The sequence below is a fragment of the Empedobacter sp. EJD.6dd genome, from assembly GCF_057369435.1.
On the sequence record NZ_CM170667.1, the window covers coordinates 2,476,537 to 2,499,066 of the forward strand.

At 31.6% G+C, this 22,530-nt stretch carries 16 protein-coding genes and 1 tRNA gene; 8 read left to right on the forward strand and 9 right to left on the reverse strand.

Translation table 11 applies throughout. From position 1 onward, the window contains the following. The first annotated feature begins 42 nt into the window (after positions 1-42). Both AC2I98_RS11715 and AC2I98_RS11720 read left to right on the forward strand, forming a co-directional pair. Complete coding sequence (locus AC2I98_RS11715; RefSeq protein ID WP_486411855.1) at positions 43-1,284, forward strand: aspartate kinase; 1,242 nt, start codon at positions 43-45, stop codon at positions 1,282-1,284. Continuing rightward, positions 1,285-3,150 carry a GNAT family N-acyltransferase gene (locus AC2I98_RS11720; RefSeq protein ID WP_486411856.1) on the forward strand — a complete coding sequence of 622 codons (1,866 nt, stop codon included), beginning with the start codon at positions 1,285-1,287 and terminating at the stop codon, positions 3,148-3,150. A 73-nt stretch (positions 3,151-3,223) separates the two neighbouring features. Here the strand turns inward: AC2I98_RS11720 and AC2I98_RS11725 are convergent, their stop codons facing one another. Both AC2I98_RS11725 and argH read right to left on the reverse strand, forming a co-directional pair. Continuing rightward, a complete protein-coding gene (locus tag AC2I98_RS11725; RefSeq protein ID WP_486411857.1) occupies positions 3,224-3,445 on the reverse strand; it encodes a hypothetical protein in 222 nt (73 codons plus the stop codon). Positions 3,446-3,682: 237 nt separating this feature from the next. Next, entirely contained in the window at positions 3,683-4,984 is a 1,302-nt protein-coding gene (gene argH / locus AC2I98_RS11730) for an argininosuccinate lyase (RefSeq protein ID WP_486411858.1), read from the reverse strand. A gap of 717 nt (positions 4,985-5,701) precedes the next feature. Here argH and AC2I98_RS11735 point away from each other — a divergent pair. Then, positions 5,702-8,464, forward strand: a complete 2,763-nt coding sequence (locus AC2I98_RS11735) for a bifunctional aconitate hydratase 2/2-methylisocitrate dehydratase (protein WP_486411859.1) — start codon at positions 5,702-5,704, stop codon at positions 8,462-8,464. 194 nt (positions 8,465-8,658) lie between these two features. After that, positions 8,659-10,923: an aconitate hydratase gene (locus AC2I98_RS11740; RefSeq protein ID WP_486411860.1), complete on the forward strand. Its 2,265-nt coding sequence runs from the start codon at positions 8,659-8,661 to the stop codon at positions 10,921-10,923. 134 nt (positions 10,924-11,057) lie between these two features. On the opposite strand, the gene AC2I98_RS11745 is transcribed toward AC2I98_RS11740, so the two are convergent. After that, a tRNA-Phe gene (locus tag AC2I98_RS11745) sits at positions 11,058-11,130 on the reverse strand. Between the two features lie 247 nt (positions 11,131-11,377). Between AC2I98_RS11745 and bamG the strand changes: the two genes are divergently transcribed. The 3 genes from bamG to AC2I98_RS11760 all read left to right on the forward strand — a co-directional run bounded on the left by bamG (position 11,378) and on the right by AC2I98_RS11760 (position 15,537). Continuing rightward, positions 11,378-12,661 (forward strand): BamG family beta-barrel-assembly machinery protein, encoded by a 1,284-nt coding sequence (gene bamG / locus AC2I98_RS11750; RefSeq protein WP_486411861.1) that lies wholly within the window; start codon positions 11,378-11,380, stop codon positions 12,659-12,661. 17 nt (positions 12,662-12,678) lie between these two features. After that, a complete protein-coding gene (gene lptC / locus AC2I98_RS11755; RefSeq protein WP_486411862.1) occupies positions 12,679-13,263 on the forward strand; it encodes an LPS export ABC transporter periplasmic protein LptC in 585 nt (194 codons plus the stop codon). Positions 13,264-13,377: 114 nt separating this feature from the next. After that, positions 13,378-15,537 (forward strand): peptidylprolyl isomerase, encoded by a 2,160-nt coding sequence (locus tag AC2I98_RS11760; protein ID WP_486411863.1) that lies wholly within the window; start codon positions 13,378-13,380, stop codon positions 15,535-15,537. 76 nt (positions 15,538-15,613) lie between these two features. Here AC2I98_RS11760 and AC2I98_RS11765 read toward each other — a convergent pair whose 3' ends face one another. The 3 genes from AC2I98_RS11765 to AC2I98_RS11775 are packed head-to-tail and all read right to left on the reverse strand — an operon-like array spanning position 15,614 to position 17,558. Next, entirely contained in the window at positions 15,614-15,901 is a 288-nt protein-coding gene (locus AC2I98_RS11765; RefSeq protein ID WP_486411864.1) for a hypothetical protein, read from the reverse strand. Between the two features lie 17 nt (positions 15,902-15,918). Further along, positions 15,919-16,422 (reverse strand): 5-(carboxyamino)imidazole ribonucleotide mutase, encoded by a 504-nt coding sequence (gene purE / locus AC2I98_RS11770; protein ID WP_486411865.1) that lies wholly within the window; start codon positions 16,420-16,422, stop codon positions 15,919-15,921. 5 nt (positions 16,423-16,427) lie between these two features. Next, positions 16,428-17,558 (reverse strand): 5-(carboxyamino)imidazole ribonucleotide synthase, encoded by a 1,131-nt coding sequence (locus AC2I98_RS11775; protein ID WP_486411866.1) that lies wholly within the window; start codon positions 17,556-17,558, stop codon positions 16,428-16,430. Between the two features lie 62 nt (positions 17,559-17,620). Here AC2I98_RS11775 and AC2I98_RS11780 point away from each other — a divergent pair, with 62 nt between their 5' ends. Beyond that, positions 17,621-18,562: an endonuclease/exonuclease/phosphatase family protein gene (locus AC2I98_RS11780; RefSeq protein ID WP_486411867.1), complete on the forward strand. Its 942-nt coding sequence runs from the start codon at positions 17,621-17,623 to the stop codon at positions 18,560-18,562. A 39-nt stretch (positions 18,563-18,601) separates the two neighbouring features. Here AC2I98_RS11780 and AC2I98_RS11785 read toward each other — a convergent pair whose 3' ends face one another. Genes AC2I98_RS11785 through AC2I98_RS11795 form a run of 3 tightly spaced genes read right to left on the reverse strand, consistent with a single transcriptional unit; the run spans position 18,602 to position 22,224 of the window. After that, positions 18,602-19,465 carry a helix-turn-helix transcriptional regulator gene (locus AC2I98_RS11785; RefSeq protein WP_486411868.1) on the reverse strand — a complete coding sequence of 288 codons (864 nt, stop codon included), beginning with the start codon at positions 19,463-19,465 and terminating at the stop codon, positions 18,602-18,604. 11 nt (positions 19,466-19,476) lie between these two features. Then, positions 19,477-20,373 carry a tetratricopeptide repeat protein gene (locus AC2I98_RS11790; protein WP_486411869.1) on the reverse strand — a complete coding sequence of 299 codons (897 nt, stop codon included), beginning with the start codon at positions 20,371-20,373 and terminating at the stop codon, positions 19,477-19,479. Between the two features lie 30 nt (positions 20,374-20,403). After that, a complete protein-coding gene (locus tag AC2I98_RS11795) occupies positions 20,404-22,224 on the reverse strand; it encodes a tetratricopeptide repeat protein (protein ID WP_486411870.1) in 1,821 nt (606 codons plus the stop codon). Between the last annotated feature and the right edge of the window lie 306 nt (positions 22,225-22,530).

Consider the following 22,530-nt stretch of genomic DNA (forward strand, 5'->3'; position numbering starts at 1 on the left):
ATATTTGCAAGTTAAATATTTACAAAAAAAGTTTTTATAGAAATGAAAGTTTTCAAATTCGGTGGTGCGTCAGTAAAAGATGCAGCCGGCGTTAGAAATGTTGCAGACTTATTGCAATCTGTTGGTTACGAAAATACATGTATCATTGTTTCTGCTATGGGCAAGACAACAAATGCATTAGAAGAGGTAGTCAAACGCTATTTTGAAAAGGATGATTTCGAGAAAACGATTAGTGATGTAAAAAAACAACATGTTGATTTAGCAACAGAATTGTTTGATAATGCAGATGAGGTTTCGAACGAAATTTCTCAGTTTTTTGATGATATCGTTTCGTTTTTAAGACGTAATAAATCACCAAATTACAGCTATGTTTACGATCAAATTGTATGTTGTGGAGAATTGATTTCTACTAAAATTATCAGCATGTATCTTAATTCGATAAATCTAAATAATGAATGGTTAGATGTTCGCGATTATATCAAAACAGATCATACCTACAGAGAAGGAAAAGTAAATTGGACGTTAACAGAAGAAAGTATTTCAAAATTACCGCAAACAGGTTTATTCATTACGCAAGGTTTCTTAGGTTCTGATCCAAACTTTTTTACAACAACACTAGGTCGTGAAGGTTCAGATTATTCTGCTGCCATTTTTGCTTATTGTTTGAATGCAGAAAGTATGACAATTTGGAAAGATGTTCCTGGAGTGTTAAATGCTGATCCACGTTACTTTGATAATGCAGAATTGTTGCATCATATTTCTTACGAAGAGGCGATTGAGTTAGCTTATTATGGTGCGTCTGTTATTCACCCAAAAACATTGCAACCACTTCAACAAAAAGAAATTCCTTTTTTCGTAAAATCGTTTATCAATCCTAACGAAGCAGGAACAGAAGTTGCAAAAGGTCAACCATTAGATCCGAAAGTACCATGTTTTATTTTGAAAAGAGAGCAAAATTTGGTGCGTTTATCAAGTAAAGATTTCTCTTTTATTACAGAAGATAAATTAAGTGGAATTTTCAACAAACTATATGATTATCAAATTAAAGTAAATTTAATGCAAAATTCAGCAATTTCATTATCTTTATGTTTAGAGGATAAATACAATAATTTAGATCAATTTGTTGCAGATATGAACGAAGCATTTAAAGTACAAGAAGAAAACAATGTTTTATTGTACACGATTCGTCATTTTGAGGCAGATTCTGATCAAGTTGTATCAAAAGAAAAAGAACTATTACGTCAAACTGTACGTGAAACATTACAAATAGTTGTTAAGGCTTAAATGAGTTTAATTACGACACAAGATATCTATTCAGCATCAGGTCTTTCTAAAATAGGAGTTTTAGGAAAGCCTGTTGCTTGGGCATTGAAAAAAATTTTCAGTATAGATCAGTTAAATGATTTGTACAATCGTGGAAAACATTTACAATGCGAACCTTTTTTGGATTATTTAATTGATGATTTGGGAGTGGATTATGAAATTCACGAAGAAGATTTGAAACGTATTCCAAAAGAAGGTCCATTTATTATTATTTCTAATCATCCGCTTGGTGCTTTAGATGGAATTATTTTGATGCATTTTATGTCAAAAATTCGTCCAGATTTCAAGGTGATGGGTAATTTTTTATTGCAAAAAATTAAACCATTAGAACCGATGATTATTCCTGTTAATCCTTTCGAAACACGTAAAGATGCTTATAATAGTCTTTCGGGAATGCGCGATGCGTTGAAGCTGCTACGTGACGGAGGTTGTTTGGGAATTTTTCCTGCAGGTGAAGTTTCATTTCGAGATGATGACCGACGAGTTATTGACAGAGAATGGCAAGAATCTGCAATGAAATTGATCAAAAAAGCAAAAGTTCCGGTGGTTCCAATGTTTTTTAGAGCTAGAAATAGTAATATATTTTATCGAGTGGCAAAGTTTCATCCAGATTTTCAGACAGCAATGTTGCCTGCTGAAATGATGAAAAAGAGAACTCGTCCAATTCAAATTCGTATTGGAAAACCTATTTTACAAAAACAGCAAGATGAGCATGCAACGATTGAGGATTATTCTGCATTCTTGAGAAAGAAAACCTACATGCTTTCTTCTTACTATAAACAGAAAAGAAGTTTAACAGAAGTTCTGAAAAGTCCAACGAATATTGAGTTAAAAATTCCGAATTTACCAAGCTTATCTTCTTCTAGTAAAAAGGTCAAAGAAATTATTGCTGAAACACCTATCGAGTTATTAGCACAAGATATTGAAGTGTTACGCAAAGACGAAGAAGCATTATTATTTACGAATAATAATTACGAATGTTTTTTTTCTACAGCGCAACAAATTCCGAATATTTTAAGAGAAATTGGTCGTTTACGCGAAATTACATTCCGTGCAATTGGTGAAGGGACAAATGACGAAATAGATCTTGATCGTTTTGATAATCATTATCGCCATTTATTTTTGTGGGATAAGGATACAAATAAAATTGTAGGTGCTTATCGTATGGCAATTGGTTCAGAAGTATACGAAAAATATGGAATCAATGGATTTTATGTACATGAATTATTTAATTTCGATCCAGAAATTCATCCATTCTTCAAAAAATGTATTGAAATGGGACGAGCGTTTGTTTCGGCTGAATATCAGCAAAAACCTATGCCTTTGTTCTTATTATGGAGAGGAATTGTGCATGTAACGTTGAGAAATCCAAATCAAAAATTTATTATTGGAGGGGTAAGTATCAGTAATCAATTCTCTGATTTTTCGAAATCATTAATGATTGAGTTTATGAAATCTCACTATTACGATTCAACTGTAGCGCAGTATGTGAGAGCGAAAAACGAATATAAAGTCAAATTAAAAGAAGAAGATAAAGAGTTTATTTTCGATGAATCTGAAGCAGATTTAAATAAATTTGATAAACTGATTGATGAGCTTGAACCAAATATGCTACGATTACCAGTTTTGATTAAAAAATACATCAAACAAAATGCGAAAGTAATCGCATTTAATGTCGATCCAAAGTTTAATGACGCAATTGATGGTTTAATGTATATTCGGGTTTCGGATATACCAGAATCTACTGTTCGTCCAGTTTTGGAGGATATTCAAGCAGAATTAGACCGAAAAATACAATCAGGAAAATTTGATGGAACAATTATTTAGTTTCATCTAATTATTAAACATAAAAAATGCGCTTAACTTAGTTAAGCGCATTTATATTTTAGCTTCGCTTTAATTATTTAGCTACTGCTGTAGAGTCAGCTGCTGGAGCAACTGCTGTAGAATCTGCTGCTGGAGCAACTGCTGTAGAATCAACTACTGCAGAATCGTTAGCTGCTGTTGCTAAAGAATCAACTGCTGGTGCTTCTTCTACTGGTGCTTCTTCAGTTTTCTCTCCACAAGATACTGCTCCTAATGATAAAGCTGCTACTGCAACTACTGCGAAAAATTTTTTCATTTTTTTAATTTTTAATCGATTAAACAAATTTGTTATTTGATGAGTCAAAGTTAGAATGATTTTGACTTGATATAATAAAAAATAATTGTAATTATTTTGTAAATCAATTTTTAATTTACAAAAATCAACATATCAATATTTTAAACGTTGAAATTTACCGAAATTCTAAAATTATAATAATAAAAAAATCCTCAAATTATAAAGATTTGAGGATTGATTTTATCATTAAAGCTTGATTTATTTTAAAACTTGAGCCTCTAATTTGAATTTTTCTATTTTATTTGAAATTAAATCTAATCTCAAATTATGGATACTTCCTATATGCGAAGTCTGAAATTCTTTGTGTGGAATATAAGTTCCGTTTTCTACAGAAAGACCAACTTCCTTGTAAGCATCACGGAAAGGAGTTCCGTTTTTAATGGCTTCATTGATATTTTCAACTGTATAAATTGGATCGTATTTTTCCTGATTCATATAGTTATCTTTAATTTGAAGCTGAGGAATCGCAAATGTCAAAATATCAATGATATTATCAAATTGCATCATTGGTTCGAATAATATCTCTTTCAAAATTTGATAATCACGGTGATATCCACTTGGAAGATTATTAATCGTCATCATAATATCATTTGGCAAAGCTTGAATTCTATTACAATGCGCACGTGTTAACTCAAAAACGTCTGGATTTTTTTTGTGAGGCATAATCGATGAGCCTGTTGTCATTTCGTTTGGTAACTTAACAAAGGCTAAATCTTGCGAGTTGTATAAAACCAAATCATAAGACATTTTAGATAAGGTTCCACAAATCATAGCTAAAGCAGTTGCTACAGATTTTTCTGTTTTTCCACGAAGCATTTGAGCACCAACTGAAGAAACTAAAATTTCTGAAAACCCTAATTCTTGTGTTGTTTGAAGACGATCGATAGGGAAACTTGTTCCAAATCCAGCTCCAGAACCCAAAGGATTTTGGTCAGAAATTTTGTAAGCCGCTTCGAAAAAATATAAATCTGTCAATAAACTTTCTGCATAAGCCGAAAACCACATTCCAAAACTACTTGGCATTGCAGCCTGAAAATGAGTATAACCAGGTAATTGATGATTCTTAAATTCATCCGCTTTTTGTAAGAAAATATCGATTAAATTGACAATTTTCTCTGTAGTTTGCTTTAAATATTCTTTTTCAAAAAGTTGAATCGCAACTAAAACTTGATCATTTCGAGAACGTGCAACGTGAATTTTTTTTCCAGCATCGCCAGTTTTCTCAATCAAATAAGCTTCAATTTTTGAATGTATATCTTCGTAATTATCGTCAACCTCGAAATTATTTTCAGCAATTAAAACCAAAACTTCATCTAAAGCAATTTGTAAAGCATCGTTTTCTTCATTGGTAATCAAACCGGTTTTTGCCAACATATTTGCTTGCGCTTTCGACGCTAAAGCATCGTATTTAGCGAGATGAGCATCTAATTCTCTGTCTTTCCCAACAGTAAATTTTTCGATTTTATCATTAATGGTAAAACCTTTGTCCCAAAGTTTCATATCTATAATAATGAATTAAGGGCGCAAAGTTAATAAAAACTTGTATAATATTTCATTAAACTTGTATAATTATTAATATTCATAAATATTTATTCATATTGAATATTTTCAATTGATTTTTGAGAATATTTAGATGATTGATAGTATTTCGAAAGATTGATTATTGAATAGTTATTAAAGAATGTAAATAATTCAATTTCGTAAAAAAAAGACCTTAAAATTATGAAGTTGATATTTTAAGAACCGATTAATTTTTAACTTCTATTTATTTACGTTTAATTCATTGTTAAAGTGAAATTTAGACCTTTTTTATAATAATTCTAAATTATTAAAATATAACTAAAATATATCATCCTTTGATGAAAAATCATTATCATAAACGTAATTTTGTGTATCAATTTATATCTAAACATCTAATTGTTTAGTTGATTGTTAACGTAATCATTAGAATATTAAATTTAGCTCAAAGCCCTTTGTTTATTGAGTATTTGATAGTTAATGTTTTAAAAATTACCTCTTTAAAAAATTACATACTTAGTTTGTATTCTGATAACAGTGGTTACCTATGCCAAAAATGATTTTTTTTGAAAAATTTTTGCATAAGAAGTAACGATACAGCGAAGTGTTATTATATAATTCATTTTGATTGGATGAAGTCAGGTGCAAGTAGCTTGATTTTAAACAATCTTTAATATTAAAAAGAAAAGATAGATAATTATGAGTCTTTACCAAGAGTATCTTAACGAGATTGAAGAAAGAAAAGGTCAAGGTTTACATCCAAAACCAATTGATGGTGCAGAATTACTAAGTGAAATCATTAATCAAATTAAAGATGTTAACAACGAATACCGCGAGGATTCTGTTAAATTCTTTATCTATAACACATTGCCGGGAACAACTTCTGCTGCAGGTGTAAAAGCAAAATTTTTAAAAGAGATTATTTTAGGAGAAGCTACAGTTGCTGAAATTACGCCAACCTATGCATTCGAATTGTTATCTCACATGAAAGGAGGACCATCTATTGAGGTTCTTTTAGATTTGGCTTTAGGAAATGACGAAGCAATTGCAAAGCAAGCTGCTGAAGTTCTTAAAACACAAGTTTTCTTATACGATGCAGATACAGCGCGTTTAGCTGATGCTTTCAAAGCTGGAAATGCAATCGCAAAAGATATTTTAGAAAGTTATGCAAAAGCAGAATTCTTTACAGAATTACCTGCTGTTGCAGAAGAAATTAAAGTGGTAACGTACATCGCTGCTGAAGGTGATATTTCTACGGATTTATTATCTCCAGGTAACCAAGCGCACTCTCGTTCGGATAGAGAATTGCACGGTCAATGTATGATTACGCCAGCTGCTCAAGCTGAAATCAAAGCGTTGCAAGCACAACATCCAGATGCTTCTGTGATGTTAATCGCTGAAAAAGGTACAATGGGTGTTGGTTCTTCTCGTATGTCAGGGGTGAACAATGTGGCTTTATGGACAGGAAAACAAGCATCGCCTTACGTTCCTTTCGTAAATATTGCGCCAATTGTTGCGGGTACAAACGGTATTTCTCCAATTTTCTTAACGACTGTTGATGTAACTGGAGGTATTGGAATTGACTTGAAAAACTGGAAAAAACAAGTTGATGCAAATGGGGATGTTGTGCGTAACGAAGCGGGTGATCCTGTTTTAGAAGAAGTGTATTCAGTTGCTACAGGTACTGTTTTAACAATCAATACAAAAACTCAAAAATTATACAACGGAGACCAAGAGTTAATTGATATTTCAAGATCATTAACGCCTCAAAAAATGGAATTCATCAAAGCTGGAGGTTCTTACGCAATCGTTTTTGGTAAAAAAATCCAAACATTTGCTGCTCAAACTTTAGGTATCGAAGCTCCTATAGTTTTCGCTCCTTCAAAAGAGATTTCAAATGACGGTCAGGGATTAACTGCTGTAGAGAAAATTTTTAACAACAATGCGGTTGGATCTACTCCAGGAAAAGTTTTACATGCAGGTTCTGATGTTCGCGTGAAAGTAAATATCGTAGGTTCTCAGGATACAACTGGTTTGATGACATCACAAGAGTTAGAAGCAATGGCTGCTACAGTGATCGCTCCAACGGTTGACGGTGCTTACCAATCAGGTTGTCACACTGCTTCAGTTTGGGATAAAAAAGCGCAAGCGAATATTCCTAAATTGATGAAATTTATGAATGATTTCGGTGTTATTACTGCTCGTGACCCTAAAGGGGAATATCATGCAATGACAGACGTTATTCACAAAGTATTAAATGATATCACGATTGACGAATGGGCGATTATCATCGGTGGTGACTCTCATACACGTATGTCTAAAGGGGTTGCTTTTGGTGCCGATTCAGGTACGGTAGCTTTAGCTTTAGCAACTGGTGAGGCTTCTATGCCAATTCCAGAATCTGTGAAAGTAACGTTCAAAGGAGAGATGAAACAACACATGGATTTCCGTGATGTGGTTCATGCTACGCAACAGCAAATGTTGAAACAATTTGATGGTGAAAACGTATTCCAAGGTCGTATCATCGAAGTTCATATCGGTACTTTATTAGCAGATCAAGCCTTTACATTTACAGACTGGACTGCTGAGATGAAAGCAAAAGCATCTATTTGTATCTCTCAAGATGAAACATTAATCCAATCGTTAGAAATTGCAAAATCTCGTATCCAAATCATGATCGAGAAAGGAATGGATAACAAAAATCAAGTATTACAAGGGTTAATTGATAAAGCAAACAAACGTATCGAAGAAATTAAATCGGGTGCTAAACCAGCTTTACAACCAGATGCGAATGCAAAATATTACGCTGATGTAGTGATTGATTTAGATATTATCGAAGAGCCAATGATTGCCGATCCAGACGTAAATAATGCGGATGTTTCTAAACGTTATACACACGATGTTATTCGCGATTTATCTTTCTACGGTGGTGATAAACACGTAGATTTAGGTTTCGTAGGATCTTGTATGGTACACAAAGACGATTTAAAAATCGTTTCTCAAATGTTACGTAACGTAGAAAAAGTAAACGGTAAAGTTGAATTTAAAGCGCCTTTAGTGGTTGCGGCACCTACTTACAACATCATCGACGAATTGAAAGCGGAAGGTGATTGGGAAATGTTACAAAAATACTCAGGATTTGAGTTTAGCGACTTATTACCAAAATCAGAAGCACGTACACAATACGAAAACATTATGTACTTAGAGCGTCCTGGTTGTAACCTTTGTATGGGTAACCAAGAAAAAGCAGAAAAAGGAGATACCGTATTGGCAACATCTACACGTCTTTTCCAAGGTCGTGTGGTAGAGGACCGCGATGGTAAAAAAGGAGAGTCTTTATTAGCATCAACTCCTGTAGTTGTTTTATCAGCTATTTTAGGACGTATTCCTTCTATCGAAGAGTACAAAGCAGCTGTAGAAGGTATCAACTTAACAAAGTTCAAACCTATTTCAATGAACTAATTGTTCGTAGAATTTAACATACAAAACGAGGTTGTCTTTAAGATGGCCTCGTTTTTTTATATATTAATATTAAATAAGTTAGAATTGATTTAAATAAGATTATTAACTGTTTAGAGATGTTAAATATTAAATAATTCATTATATTGGGGTATGTTTTTTGATGAATTTAAACCAATAAAATAAAAACAATTATTATGGCATTTGATATAAATATGATTAAAGGCGTTTATGCTAAAATGCAAGAACGTGTAGATGCTGCGAGAACTATCGTTGGTCGTCCTTTAACGTACTCAGAGAAAATTTTATATGCTCACTTATTTGCAGGTCAACCAACAGAAGCTTATACAAGAGGAGATTCTTATGTGGATTTTGCGCCAGATCGTGTTGCGATGCAAGATGCAACTGCTCAGATGGCTTTATTGCAATTTATGCAAGCAGGTAAAACAAAAACTGCTGTACCTTCTACAGTGCATTGTGATCACTTGATTCAAGCTAAAGTAGGCGCAAAAACAGACTTACAAGAAGCAATTAATAAATCTTCAGAAGTATTTAATTTCTTAGAATCTGTTTCAAATAAATATGGAATTGGATTCTGGAAGCCAGGAGCAGGTATTATTCACCAAGTAGTTTTAGAAAACTATGCATTTCCAGGAGGAATGATGATTGGAACCGATTCTCATACGCCAAATGCTGGTGGATTAGGAATGGTTGCAATTGGTGTTGGTGGTGCTGATGCTGTAGATGTAATGTCTGGAATGGCTTGGGAATTGAAAATGCCAAAATTAATTGGAGTTAAATTAACAGGTAAATTATCCGGTTGGGCTTCTCCTAAAGATGTTATTTTAGAAGTTGCTGGACTTTTAACCGTAAAAGGAGGAACAGGAGCTATTGTTGAATATTTTGGAGATGGAGCAGAATCTTTGTCAGCAACAGGTAAAGGAACAATTTGTAACATGGGTGCAGAAATTGGAGCAACAACTTCTATTTTCGCTTATGACGATGCTTCAGAAAGATATTTAAGAGCAACTGATCGTAATGATGTTGCAGATGCAGCAAATCAACATAAAGCTTATTTACGTTCAGATGATGAAGTTTATGCAAACCCAGCTAATTTCTATGATCAGTTAATTGAAATTAATTTGTCGGAATTAGAACCTCGCATGAATGGACCTTTTACACCAGATTTAATGACACCAGTTTCTAAAATGAAAGAAACAGCAGCTGCAAATGGTTGGCCATTAGAAGTAGAATGGGGATTAATAGGATCTTGTACAAACTCATCTTACGAAGATTTAACACGTGCGGCTTCTATTGCGCAACAAGCTTTAGATAAAGGTTTGGAAGCAAAATCATCTTTCGGAATTAATCCTGGTTCTGAGGTTGTTCGTTACACAGCTGATCGCGATGGTTTAATCAAAACATTTGAGGATTTAGATGCAGTAATCTTTACAAATGCTTGTGGTCCATGTATTGGTCAATGGGATCGTGAAGGTGCGGATAAAGAAGAAAAAAATACAATTGTTCACTCATTCAATCGTAACTTCAAAAAACGTGCAGATGGTAATCCAAATACATATGCATTTGTTACATCTCCAGAAATGGTTGCTGCTATTGCAATTTCAGGTCGATTAGATTTTAATCCAATGACGGATAAATTAATCAACAAAAATGGAGAAGAAGTAATGTTAGATGCACCAAAAGGAGAAGAGTTGCCAAGTAAAGGTTATGCTTATGAAGATAACGGATATCAAGCGCCAGTTGAAGACGGTTCAAGTGTAGAAGTTATTGTTAATCCAACATCAGAGCGTTTACAATTATTAGAAGGTTTCAAACCTTGGAATGGTGAAAATATTATAGGAGCAAAATTATTAATCAAAGCTTTTGGAAAATGTACAACAGATCATATTTCTATGGCTGGTCCTTGGTTACGTTTCCGTGGTCATTTAGATAACATTTCGAATAATACATTGATTGGAGCAGTAAATGCTTTCAATCAAGAAACAAATTCTGTTAAAAATCAATTAACAGGCGAATATGGTCCTGTGCCAGATACTGCACGTGCTTATAAAGCAGCAGGGGTGCCTTCTGTAATAGTTGGTGACGAAAACTACGGAGAGGGTTCTTCTCGTGAACATGCGGCAATGCAACCACGTCATTTAGGTGCTGTAGCGGTACTAGTACGTTCTTTTGCACGTATCCACGAAACAAATCTTAAGAAGCAAGGTATGTTAGCGTTGACGTTTGTAGATAAAGCAGATTATGATAAAGTACAAGAAGATGATACAATTAACTTTATTGACTTAACAGAATTTGCACCAGGTAAACCATTGACAATAGAGTTTGTACATGCAGATGGTTCTAAAGATACAATCTTGGCGAATCATACATACAATGCACAACAGATTGAATGGTTCAAAGCAGGTTCAGCATTAAACTTAATTAAAGCGCAACAAGCTTAACATTAGTATTAAAATTATTAAAACCGATACAAATTTTGTATCGGTTTTTTTTTATTAAAAATATTTTAAGTTTTATTTAACAAAAACATTTTTAATAAAAAAAACCTCAATCATTTGATTGAGGTTTTAAGCAGTGGTGCCTCCAGGAATCGAACCAGGGACACAAGGATTTTCAGTCCTTTGCTCTACCAACTGAGCTAAGGCACCGCCTTAATTGTGATGCAAATATAGAGCGAAAATCTATTCTACCAAACATTATTTAAATTATTTTTTAACCTAAAAAGCTATCTTGTTCATTTACCGAGAAATAAATTTTAAAATATTTTTATATTTACAAAAAAAATGACCTTTTAATATTTTAATAGAGATTTAACAGCTCATTTTTGCAATCTAATTTTTACAATTCGCAACAAATCATCATATTTGCGTCTTAGAATTCTATTATACATTCATAATGAAGTGGATTATTTGTAGTTTATCACTATTTAGCGTGGTAACAATAAAAGCTCAATCAATATCAGTTTCACCTTATTCGGCTTACGGAGTAGGAGAACAATTATTTGATAATAATACTGAACAAGCTGGTATGGGCGGTATTTCAACAGTTCCTACGAATCCTTTCGGACAAAGTGCAAACTTTTCGAATCCGGCAGCTAACCAAAATTTGCGTATGACAACTTTCAACGCAAGTGGAAGTGGAACAAATTATAATTTCAAATCTGGAACAGATAAAGAAAGCGCTGGTCGTTTTAATGTTTCTAATATATCATTAGCTTTTCCTGTTGGAGAAAAAGGAAGCTTTGGGGTAGGCTTTCAACCTTACACAGCTTTAGGATATGATATTATGAATACATCTGAAAGAAATGATATCAAGCAAACAACTCAAATGAAAGGTGATGGAGGTCTGAATAGTATTCACGCATTTTATTCGAGAAATCTTGCAAAAGGATTTTCTTTAGGCTTACGTGTTAATTACTTATTTGGTGAATTGCAACGTAATGAGATCTTAGCTGTAGATGGAGCGAGCTTAGCTGTAGATTATAGTGATAAATCTAATTATCGTGGTGCTCAATTTACTTTAGGATCAATGTATACGAAGAAAATTGGTAAAGTAAATAACTTGTATGTAGGTGCAACATATACCTTAGGAACTAACCTAAGAACAGACGTTACAGATCTTACAACAACATATAGCTACATAGGAACTACACAATCTTCTTTAGATACAATTTCGATTACAAGAATCGATAATGGTAAGACTAAGATTCCTCAAATTTTCACATTAGGAGCAGCTTACTCTAAAGATAATACGTGGTCGTTAGCAATTGAAGCAAAATATAACAGTTGGAAAGATTTTTCTCAACCTTTAGAAGGTCAAAATTCTACAATGTCTTCAAGTGTTGATTATAAAAACAATGTACGTTTAGCGGTTGGTGGATATTGGATTCCTGATTATAACAGTTACAAAAGTTATTTTAATCGTGTAACTTACCGTGCAGGTATGTATTATCAATCAGCTCAATATTCTATTTACGGAACAGATATCGATGCATATGGAGCAACATTAGGATTTGGTTTCCCTATCGGAAAACAAAACGATGGTTCTATGATGAATGTTTCTTTAGAATACGGACAAAAAGGAAAAACAGCAAACAACTTAATCAAAGAGAATTATTTCGGCGTAAAAGTTGGATTTGATATTAACGATATTTGGTTTAGAAAAAGAGTTATTGACTAATTTTGGACAAACAAAAATTGTATAAAAAAGCAAATGAAAAAGTTTTAATTAAACCGAGTCTTGTAGTTGGTTTAATTAGCATTTTCGTTTTGCTTTTTTCTTGTAAAAAAGAACTTCCTCCTCTCAATAAAAAGAAAGTAGAATTTCCTACTCGTACACTTATCAACGCGAATATCATAAATAAAGATTCGGGAAGAATTTCTATGCATGTCCGTTCGCCATTAATCGAAGAATTTACAACAGTAGATTCGCCTTACACGATTTTTAGAAAAGGTGTAGACCTTGACTTTTATCAAAAAGGAAGTGTAAAACCTGGTTATTTTCAGGCAGATTGGGCAAAGTTGAGCGATGCAACAGGAATCTACGAGGGTAGAGGGAATGTAATTATCGTAAATGAGAAAGGTGATTCGTTGAAAAGCGAACAATTATTTTGGAATAAGAAAAATAAAACGGTTTATACATCGAAAGAAGTTTACTTAATTAGCAGCGAAGGCGATTCGTTAACAGCGAAAAACGGTTTGCAAGCTACAGACGATTTAGAAACGTACATTTTATTCAATAATCAAGGATTTAAGTACGTAGAGGATAATCAGAAATTCTAAATAACGTTAAAAAAATTAACAAAAAAGCGAATACTTGTCGCTTCTTCTATTTTATTATTCAATGTATTGTCGTATTTTCGCCACCTATTATAGAAATAACATTAAAATAAAACAATGGCAGTTTTAGGAGAAATTCGTAAAAAAACTTGGCTGATCTTCGTAGTAATCGGAGTTGCAATGTTAGCTTTCGTTGCAGGAGATTTATTCGGAGAGAATTCCAAGATTAAACAATTATTTACTGGAGATCCGTCTGTAGTTGGTACAGTGAACGGAGAACCTATTGGTATTACAGAATATCAGAGTGCATACGATCAAACGCAAAAGATGTATGAAAATCAAGGTCAATCTGCAACTCCAAATCAAATTGCTCAACAAACTTGGAATAGCTTAGTTAGCCAAAAAGTGTTGAAACAACATGCTGAAAAATTAGGTTTAAAAGTTTCTGATGATGAATTTTGGAGCTACACAGCGCAAAACTTTGGGATGGCATCTGGAGCAGAAGCTCAACAACAAATTGCTCAATTAGAAGCAAATGCTGGAACAAGTCCAGAAGCTCAACAACAATATAGAGCATGGTTACAAACTGCTGAACAAATAAAATTACAGATATTATCTCAAAAATATTTTGGATATGTAATGGCTGGAACTGCGGTTACAGGAAAAGAAGCAGATATTCAACAAGGATATAACATTTCAAATGCAAACATTCAGTACGCATTTGTAGATTATACAACTTTAGCTAAAAAATTAAACGTAAAAGTTACAGACGACGAGATTTCTGCTTACGAAGCAAAATATCCGAAGTTATTTAAAGCAGAAGGTTTAGTTAAATTAAGCTATACGTATTTCCCTGCTGGAGCTTCTACTGCTGATGATGCTGTTGCTTTAGCAAATATTAAAAAATACTTAACAACTCAAATTGTTCACGATGAAGTGAATAATGTAACAGATACAATTCAAGCTTTTGGTTCTGCAAAAAGTGATTCTATTTATGTGACTCAAAATTCTGAGAAACCATTTATTCCGAATTTCTTTACAAAAGCAGAATTAGAACAAGCGCAATTAGGACCAGAAGCTACAAACTTCTTGAAAACTGCTGCAGTAGGTCAAATTGGTGGTCCTTTCAAAATTGGAAATACGTACCAATTGTACAAACTTTCTAAATCGAAAGAGGTAAAAGATTCTGTAAAATCTAGCCATATCTTAGTTTCTTATACAGGAAGCGCTGCAGGAAATGGAGTGAAACGTACAAAAGAAGAAGCGAAAAAATTAGCTGAGCAAATTTTAGCTGAAGTTAAAGCAAATCCATCTTCTTTTGGTGAAGTTGCTGCAACAAAATCGGATGATAAATCATCTGCAATTCAAAAAGGAAGTATTGGTTGGGTTGGAAAAAACAATCAATTAGATCAAACATATAACGGATTTATTTTTACAAAACCAGTTGGAACAGTTGATTTGGTAGAATCTCAATTCGGATATCACATTATCAAAGTTGATGATGCGAAAAACAAAACAGCTTATCAAGTTGCAAACATTGTAAAAACTATCGAGCCTTCTAAAGCAACAACAGAAAAAGCATTTACAAATGCAAGAACGTATGTACAGGCAGTTTCAGAAAAATCATTAAACGATTTCAAAAATATTGCTAAAAAAGGAGGTTATTTAAATAACACCACAGAAGGTATTGAGCGTTATGCTGCAATTGGACAAGATATTCCAAATGATCAGGACGGAGATATCTTAAAATGGGCTTTTGACAAGAAAACAGATAAAGGAGCAACAAACTTGTTTACATCTTCTACAGGAGATTACATCGTTGTTCATTTAGTTGAAAAATTTGACAAAGGTTTAGCACATCCAAGTGTTGTTCGTCAATATGTAGAGCCAGTATTGTTGCAAGAAAAAGTAACTAAATTGGTTGATGAGCAAGTTGGAAATGGAGGTTTAAATACTTTTGTTTCTAAGTTTGGAGCGAAGAAAGGTAACGGAACAGTTAACTTCTCAAACTCTAACTTGAATGGAGTTGGTTTAGAGCCAAAAGTTGTAGGAGCTGCGTTTGGTGTAAAACCAAATCAATCTTCTAAAGCGATTGCAGGAAATGCTGGAGTTTTCTACATTATTCCTTCAAACCAACAAATTCAAAAGAATCAAAAAGGTTCAATGATTTTGGATAACTTAAATCGTCAATTACAAGGACGTTTCCAACAAACATTGTTACAATCATTGATTCAAGCTGCTGATGTGGTTGATAACCGCGATAGAGCTTTACGTTAAGATTTAAAAATTTCTTACAATAAAAAACTCCCAAACTATAAAGTTTGGGAGTTTTTGGTTTATGGAAATTGATTATTTATTCTTTTTCAATTTCTGATAAAAAAAATTGAATAGAATCCATTTTATCTTTAGTTGTCATGATTTTGAAGAAAATAATATCACGATCATCATTGTCTTTAGAAATTTCAATTTTATGATAAGAATCGGATTCGGATAATTCAAACCATATATCTTTATCAAAATTAGTTTGAAAAAGATTATATTTTATTAAATCTAAATCCTTTTGAAAATTAAATTCTTGTTTAAGGAGTTTGATAAATTCATTAAAATAAGTTGAATATATCCAAAAATTATTTTCTTCCATATTTTTAATAAATTAACTTACTTATCAAACTCATTCGGATATTCTCCTTTTACAAGCTCTATCTTCGCTTCTACAGCTTTTTGTAAATCTTCTTGATATTGGATTAATCTTTCTTGCAAAGTAGGATTAGTCGCGCCTAAAATACGCGCAGCCAAAATTCCTGCATTTTTCGCCGCATTTACAGCAACTGTAGCAACTGGAATACCATTTGGCATTTGTAAAATAGATAAAATAGAATCCCAACCATCAATCGAATTAGACGATTTAATTGGAACACCAACCACAGGAAGAGGTGTAATAGATGCAACCATTCCTGGTAAATGAGCTGCTCCTCCAGCTCCAGCAATAATGACATTTATTCCACGTTCGTGAGCCGTTTTTGCATAATCAAACATACGTTGTGGCGTACGATGTGCCGAAACAATTGTTAATTCGAAAGGGATATTTAATTCTGTTAATAGATCAGCAGCTTGTTTCATGATAGGCAAATCGCTATCACTTCCCATTATAATTCCTACCATAGTTGTTACTTTTTTGCCACGATTTTCACCGTTGCGTTAACTTGTTTTATGTTTTGTTTTAATTGTTCTAAATCATCGTTTACCAATGTAACGTGTCCCATTTTTCGACCTGGTTTTGTGATTGTTTTCGCGTACCAATGTAAAAATGTTCCTGGAATTGTCAATAACTCTTCAATGTTTTCTATTTCAGCTGATCCAGTTTCTCCTTCAGCACCAATTAAGTTAACCATAGCAGAAGTTGTAAACAATTTTGTAGAACCAAGTGGCAATTGCATTAAGGTTCTTAACATCTGATCGAATTGTGATGAATAAGCCGCTTCAATTGTTGAATGTCCAGAATTGTGAACACGAGAAGCGGTTTCGTTTACCCAAATCGATTGATCTTTGTTCAAGAATAATTCAACTGCGAAAACTCCTGGAGATTTCAATGCTTTTACAACATCACGAGCAATTTGTTCAGCACGATCAGTAATATCTCTCGGAAGTGTAGAAGGCATCAATAAATAATCTAACAAATTATATTCTTCGTTGATGACAAATTCTACTGTTGGATAAGTGACAATATTTCCTAAATGATCGGCAACCGTAACAACCGCGATTTCGCGATCCAAATCGGCTGGTGTTTCGAAAATTGAAGGAGCTTGAAGCATTTTGTCTAAATCAGCTTCAGATTTTAGGAATTGAACACCTTTTCCATCATAGCCATCTTTTCTTGATTTTTGGAAAATTGGATAATTTATAGCTTGTTTTGATTTTAAATCTTCCCAATTATCTAATTCAAAATAAGGTGCTGTCGGAATATTATTGTTAACATAAAATTCTTTTTGAACTCCTTTGTCTTGAATAATAGTTAAAGCTTCAGGATCTGGAACAACTCGTTTTCCGATTGATTTTAAATAACGTAATGCTTCAACATTAACATGCTCAATTTCAATCCCGATTGCGTCTAGATCTTTTCCAAAAGCGATAACTGTTTCATAATCTTTGAAATCGCCTTGTACAAAATGATGTGCATGTGGTGCACAAGGTGCATCAGCAGCCGGATCTAAAATACTAATCTCGCAAGGGTATTGCAATGCATTTTGCAAAAACATATATCCCAATTGTCCTCCTCCTAAAATTCCGATTTTTATCATATTGCGAAGTTAATGAATAATATAATTTCTATTTTTACGAGAATTAAAAAAGTATTGACGAGATGTTAACAAAATGGAGTAGAATTTTATTCTTTGTATTTGCAGGAATTTATTTAACAAGTAAAAGTTTTTACCAATATTTCATCTTCGATATGTTGGCGCAATATTCTATTTATGCATTGATTATTGCTTTTTTCTTGTGTTTGATTTATAATTATTCAATCCGAAAAGAAGAAAAAAAGAATATTTTGTGGTTGGTTCCTCTTGTTGCTATTCCAATTATTACGTACAAAAATATCGGAAATTTCTATTTTGGAGAAAATGCAAAAGATGAAAAATCTAATTTTAAAATTACATCGATTAATATTTTTTCTCAGAATGAAAATTTTCAGTACCTGAAAAATTATTTAACAACAGATAAAAGTGATGTAATTGTTCTGCAAGAGTTAACGCCAGCTTGGCAAAAACATGTAGATTTTATTCGAAAAGAATATCCATATTATAAAGAAGAAGTAAGAAGTAACAATTTTGGAATTGCCATTTATTCTAAAATCCCGCTTACAAAAGTGTCTACAAAAAATTATATCGACGAGATGCATCCCTCTATTTTAGCGGAAATTTCTGTAGACGGTAAACCTGTAAGTATTTTAGCAACGCATCCTGTTCCGCCTTTACCAAATCAGGCTCGTTTTGAAAGACGTAACAAACAATTTGAATTGATGAAGCAAGAAATTGATGCTTTGCCCAATGATAATATTATTTTGATTGGTGATTTAAATTCAACGATATATTCGCCAAATTTCAAATTGGTACAATCAGATAAGTTGAAAGACGCTCGTTCTGGTTTTGGTTTGAATAATTCGTGGAATGCTTTTATTCCAATTTTGAGAACAAATATTGATCAATGTTGGGTTTCGAAGAATATAAAAGTGACGAATTTTTATCGTGGAGAAGATATAAAATCAGATCATTTTCCGATTGTAGCTGAATTAAAAATAGAATAAAATAAAAAATCTGTAGACGTTTGTCTACAGATTTTTTTATTAGATAAGGTTTTGAAGAAAAATTTGTAAATCGGCTTCTTTATCCAAACCAATTTTTTGTTTCATTCTGTATTTTGCCATTCTTACAGTTTTCGTTTCAACTTTCATAAGGTTCGCAATTTGTATATTGTCCATATTCAGATATAAATAGGCAGCATATTTTAAATCTTGATTGGTTAATTTATTCTTTGAAACTTCATTTAATTTTTTGAAAAAACTTGGGTGAACTTCCTTTACAATATTTTGAATTTCTGTGAAATCATCGTCCATAAGACGTTCGTCTTTTAAAATTCGATCCAAATTAAATGCTTCTTTATCCTTCACTTTTTCTTTTAAATCATTTAGAAAAGAATTTTTTTGTTTTAATTGTAAAGAGGTTGCAAGTGCATGTTTATTTAATTGTTCTTGTTGTAATTCTAACAGCTCTTGTTCAGCTTTTATACGTGCCTTTTCTTCTTTTTCGAGTTCAAGATTTAACTCCGCTTCATAGCGTTCAGCTTCTAATAAATCTGTTTTTTGTTTATTCGATTTTATTCTATAATACAACATATATGACAAGAAAATGAGTCCAATTATAGCTAATAATGCAATACCTATATAAAGAAATTTTTGTTTGGTATAAATTTCATTTTTCTCTTCTAATTGTTTGATTTGTTGATTCTTTTGTTCTGTTTCGTAAAATATTTCAAGAGATTTTGTGTTGTTATCAAATTGCTCTTGATCAGAAGAAATAATCAATTGTTTGGCTTCTCTCTCGTATTGTAAAGCCTTCGAGAAGTCATTTTTTAGTTCATAAATACGTGCAAGATTACCTATAATAATCACTTTTACACGAGAAAAAACATCTTTATCATCTTTTGCCAATTGATAGGATTTTAAATAATTTTTTCAGCTAAATCATTATGTCCGCTATTTTCGTAGGCTGATCCAATGTTATTATAGGTTAAAGCAGTTATTTCATTAAATTTTTTATCATTTTCTGTCAGATTTAAAATCGTTTGATAGTTTTTCATGGTTTCATCAACTGTATTTTGATGATTAAGTGTGGTTAAAATACTTCCATAATTCAAATAATAAACAATCATAGATCTTTTTTTCGCAAAAGAGTCAGTAATTTTTTCGGCATAATCTAAGGATTGTTGATAAGATATTTTTGCTGAATCTATATAGACTTTTTGTTCAGTTTCATTAAATTTTTGTTTATAATAATAACCTAAATTACTATAAGTGAAGTTGATTAATAAATTGTTTTTTGATAAAAGTGCATGTTTATTTGCTAAAATAGCATCTTTTCTAATGTCATTTTCTAATGGATTTTTTGAGTTGAAACTAAATCTTAAAAAATACAATTGTGTTAAAATAAAATGTTCATTTGGATGTTTTGAAAACTCTTTGATACTTTCATTTAAATATTTAATGAATAAATCATTTTTATTCAGTTTTTCATAATATCGAGCATAACCAAACTTTACGTAAGCTTCGTCAAGAGGATGTTTTGTTTTTGAAGCTAAATTTTTTGCTTTGCTTAAAGTTTCACTTTTTTTAACTTCATCCTTTATTGCATTATAATAATCAGCCAGATAGACATAACCAATGATTTGTTTGGAAGGATTTTCATTATTTACAAATTTTTCTTCTAACAGATTTTTTGCCTTTTCATACTCTTTACTATATAAATAAGTGTATACTAATTGTTGATCTTTATCCAAATCACTCTGCGCAAAAGTAATTTGAGATAAGAATAGGACGAATAATAAAATTTTATTTTTCATTTTGTTTTAGCAATATGCCAATTTTTATCTCTATAATTCTAATGATTGTATAAAAGCATGTAGATCAATATCTTTGTCTAGCCCTATTTTTTGTTTTAAACGATATTTTGTCATTCTAACTGTTTTGTTTTCAACTTTTAAAATGTTTGATATCTGTTGATTATCCATGTTTAAATAAATATATGCTGCATAATTTAAATCTTGAGTAGAAAGTTTGCTCTTCGAAACTTCGTTCATTTTTTTGAAAAAATTGGGGTGAATATCTTGAATAATGGTTTGTATTCCCGCAAAATCATTATCCATTAAGCGTTCATCTTTCAAAATTTTATCTAGATTAAAATTTTTATCATCTTTAATCTTCTCTTTCAATTCATTGATAAATGTATTTTTATGATTGAGTTGATAACTTGCTGCTAATGCTTTTTTATGCAAATGTTCTTGCTGAATATTGAGTAGTTTTTGTTCAGCTAACAATCTATATTTTTCTTCTTGTTCAAGTTGAAGCGTCAATTCTGTTTCGTGTTTTTCGGCCTCTAATAAACTTGTTTTTTGTTTATTTAAGCGTTGTTTGTAAATAAACATATACACCATAAAAATAATTCCAATAATAGAAATTGCTGTTAATGCAATATATAAGAGTTTTTGATTGGTATAAATTTTATTCGTTGCCTTAAGTTGTTTAATTTCTTCATTCTTTTTTTCAAAATTATAGAATGCTTCAAGCGATTTTTGTTTATTCTCAATAGCTTTTTCATATGCTTTCTGAGTATAATGAAGAGACTCTTTATTAAAATTTAAAGCATTTATAGGTTGATTGTTTTTTTGGTAAAAATTAGAAATTAGTTTAACAATGGTATTTATTGTTCCAAAATCTTTTATGTTTCTTTCAGATTTTGCAATTTCGTATGCTTTTAAATAATATTGCTCAGCTTGCTTTGTATTTCCTTTGTTTTCATTAATTTCTGCAAATGTTGCATAGCACGTTGATTTTAAGTCTGGATTATTTATTCTATTGGCATAATCTAAAGCAATTTTAATGTATTTCTCAGCTAAATTATAACGTTCGTTGTTGCTTAAATTTTTATAAGGATATACATTAATTAAAGAAGCTAAATTATTATAGCTTAAAGAAGCAGCTTTTGTTGGGATAATGTCTGTATTATTCTCGTTAATATAACTAAGACTAATTTCAGCATTTTCAAAAATCTTTTCTAAATCTTTTTGATTATTAGTTTTTATGTATTTATGATAATACATAACGGTGTTAGCAGAATATGCATTCAATAATTCTAATATAGATTTACTTTTTATAGCATAAAAAAGTGCTTTATTTATGTAATTATCATATTCTTCTGAGTAAATCCCAGTACGAGAATGTGTTAACCCCATAACTTGATAAATTTTTGATCTCAGATTATTTTCGTTAGGATATTTAGTAAGTTTTTTTAAAGCTTCATTAGAATGATAAATAGTTTTATCGTACATACTATTTAGTAAATACAATCTTGCAAATGAAAAGGAAGTATAACAATCATCAAGTTGATCATCAGTTTTATCTGAAATTTCTTTTGCTAAGTTGGCGTATTTTAATGCATTTGCGTAATCATCTTTTGCTGCATAAAGATTAACGTAAGAAGTATAAATGATTACTTTATTTAATTGATTTGTATTGTTACGAGATAATAGATTATTTAAATCTGTTTCAACCAAATTCAAATTCCCATCAACTAAGTTTTTTTGGATATTATTTATGTCTTTTTCAATACTTTCTTGTGAAAAAACGAGAGTAAATCCAGTTAAAAAAACTGAAATAAAAACTAATATTTTTAAAATTTTCAAATTATGATTCATAAAATGATAATTAAGGTTAGGTGTAAAGTGTTATATATTAATAAGTAAATATAGTTTAAAAATACATGTAGACAATATGTAGACATCTTTTTTTTAGACGTAGACACTATGAAACGCTCTTTTTTTTGACATTATTTTTTTCTGCTGTTAATTTGTCAAAGATTTAAACAACCAAATAAATCTAAACCTATAACATTTATACCAACTAGACCAGTTGATTTTTATTAAATCAATCAATCTATCTTCTATTACTAAACCCAAAAAAAACCTTCAGCATACCAACATGAAGGTTTTTTTATGTTTATA

Coding starts and splice junctions, on each gene's coding strand:
- AC2I98_RS11715 (WP_486411855.1), top strand. CDS start 43: ATGAAAGTTTTCAAATTCGGTGGTGCGTCAGTAAAAGATGCAGCCGGC.
- AC2I98_RS11790 (WP_486411869.1), bottom strand. CDS start 20,373: ATGAAAAATAAAATTTTATTATTCGTCCTATTCTTATCTCAAATTACT.
- AC2I98_RS11740 (WP_486411860.1), top strand. CDS start 8,659: ATGGCATTTGATATAAATATGATTAAAGGCGTTTATGCTAAAATGCAA.
- AC2I98_RS11760 (WP_486411863.1), top strand. CDS start 13,378: ATGGCAGTTTTAGGAGAAATTCGTAAAAAAACTTGGCTGATCTTCGTA.
- AC2I98_RS11795 (WP_486411870.1), bottom strand. CDS start 22,224: ATGAATCATAATTTGAAAATTTTAAAAATATTAGTTTTTATTTCAGTT.
- AC2I98_RS11725 (WP_486411857.1), bottom strand. CDS start 3,445: ATGAAAAAATTTTTCGCAGTAGTTGCAGTAGCAGCTTTATCATTAGGA.
- bamG (WP_486411861.1), top strand. CDS start 11,378: ATGAAGTGGATTATTTGTAGTTTATCACTATTTAGCGTGGTAACAATA.
- AC2I98_RS11765 (WP_486411864.1), bottom strand. CDS start 15,901: ATGGAAGAAAATAATTTTTGGATATATTCAACTTATTTTAATGAATTT.
- AC2I98_RS11720 (WP_486411856.1), top strand. CDS start 1,285: ATGAGTTTAATTACGACACAAGATATCTATTCAGCATCAGGTCTTTCT.
- AC2I98_RS11775 (WP_486411866.1), bottom strand. CDS start 17,558: ATGATAAAAATCGGAATTTTAGGAGGAGGACAATTGGGATATATGTTT.
- argH (WP_486411858.1), bottom strand. CDS start 4,984: ATGAAACTTTGGGACAAAGGTTTTACCATTAATGATAAAATCGAAAAA.
- AC2I98_RS11735 (WP_486411859.1), top strand. CDS start 5,702: ATGAGTCTTTACCAAGAGTATCTTAACGAGATTGAAGAAAGAAAAGGT.
- AC2I98_RS11780 (WP_486411867.1), top strand. CDS start 17,621: ATGTTAACAAAATGGAGTAGAATTTTATTCTTTGTATTTGCAGGAATT.
- purE (WP_486411865.1), bottom strand. CDS start 16,422: ATGGTAGGAATTATAATGGGAAGTGATAGCGATTTGCCTATCATGAAA.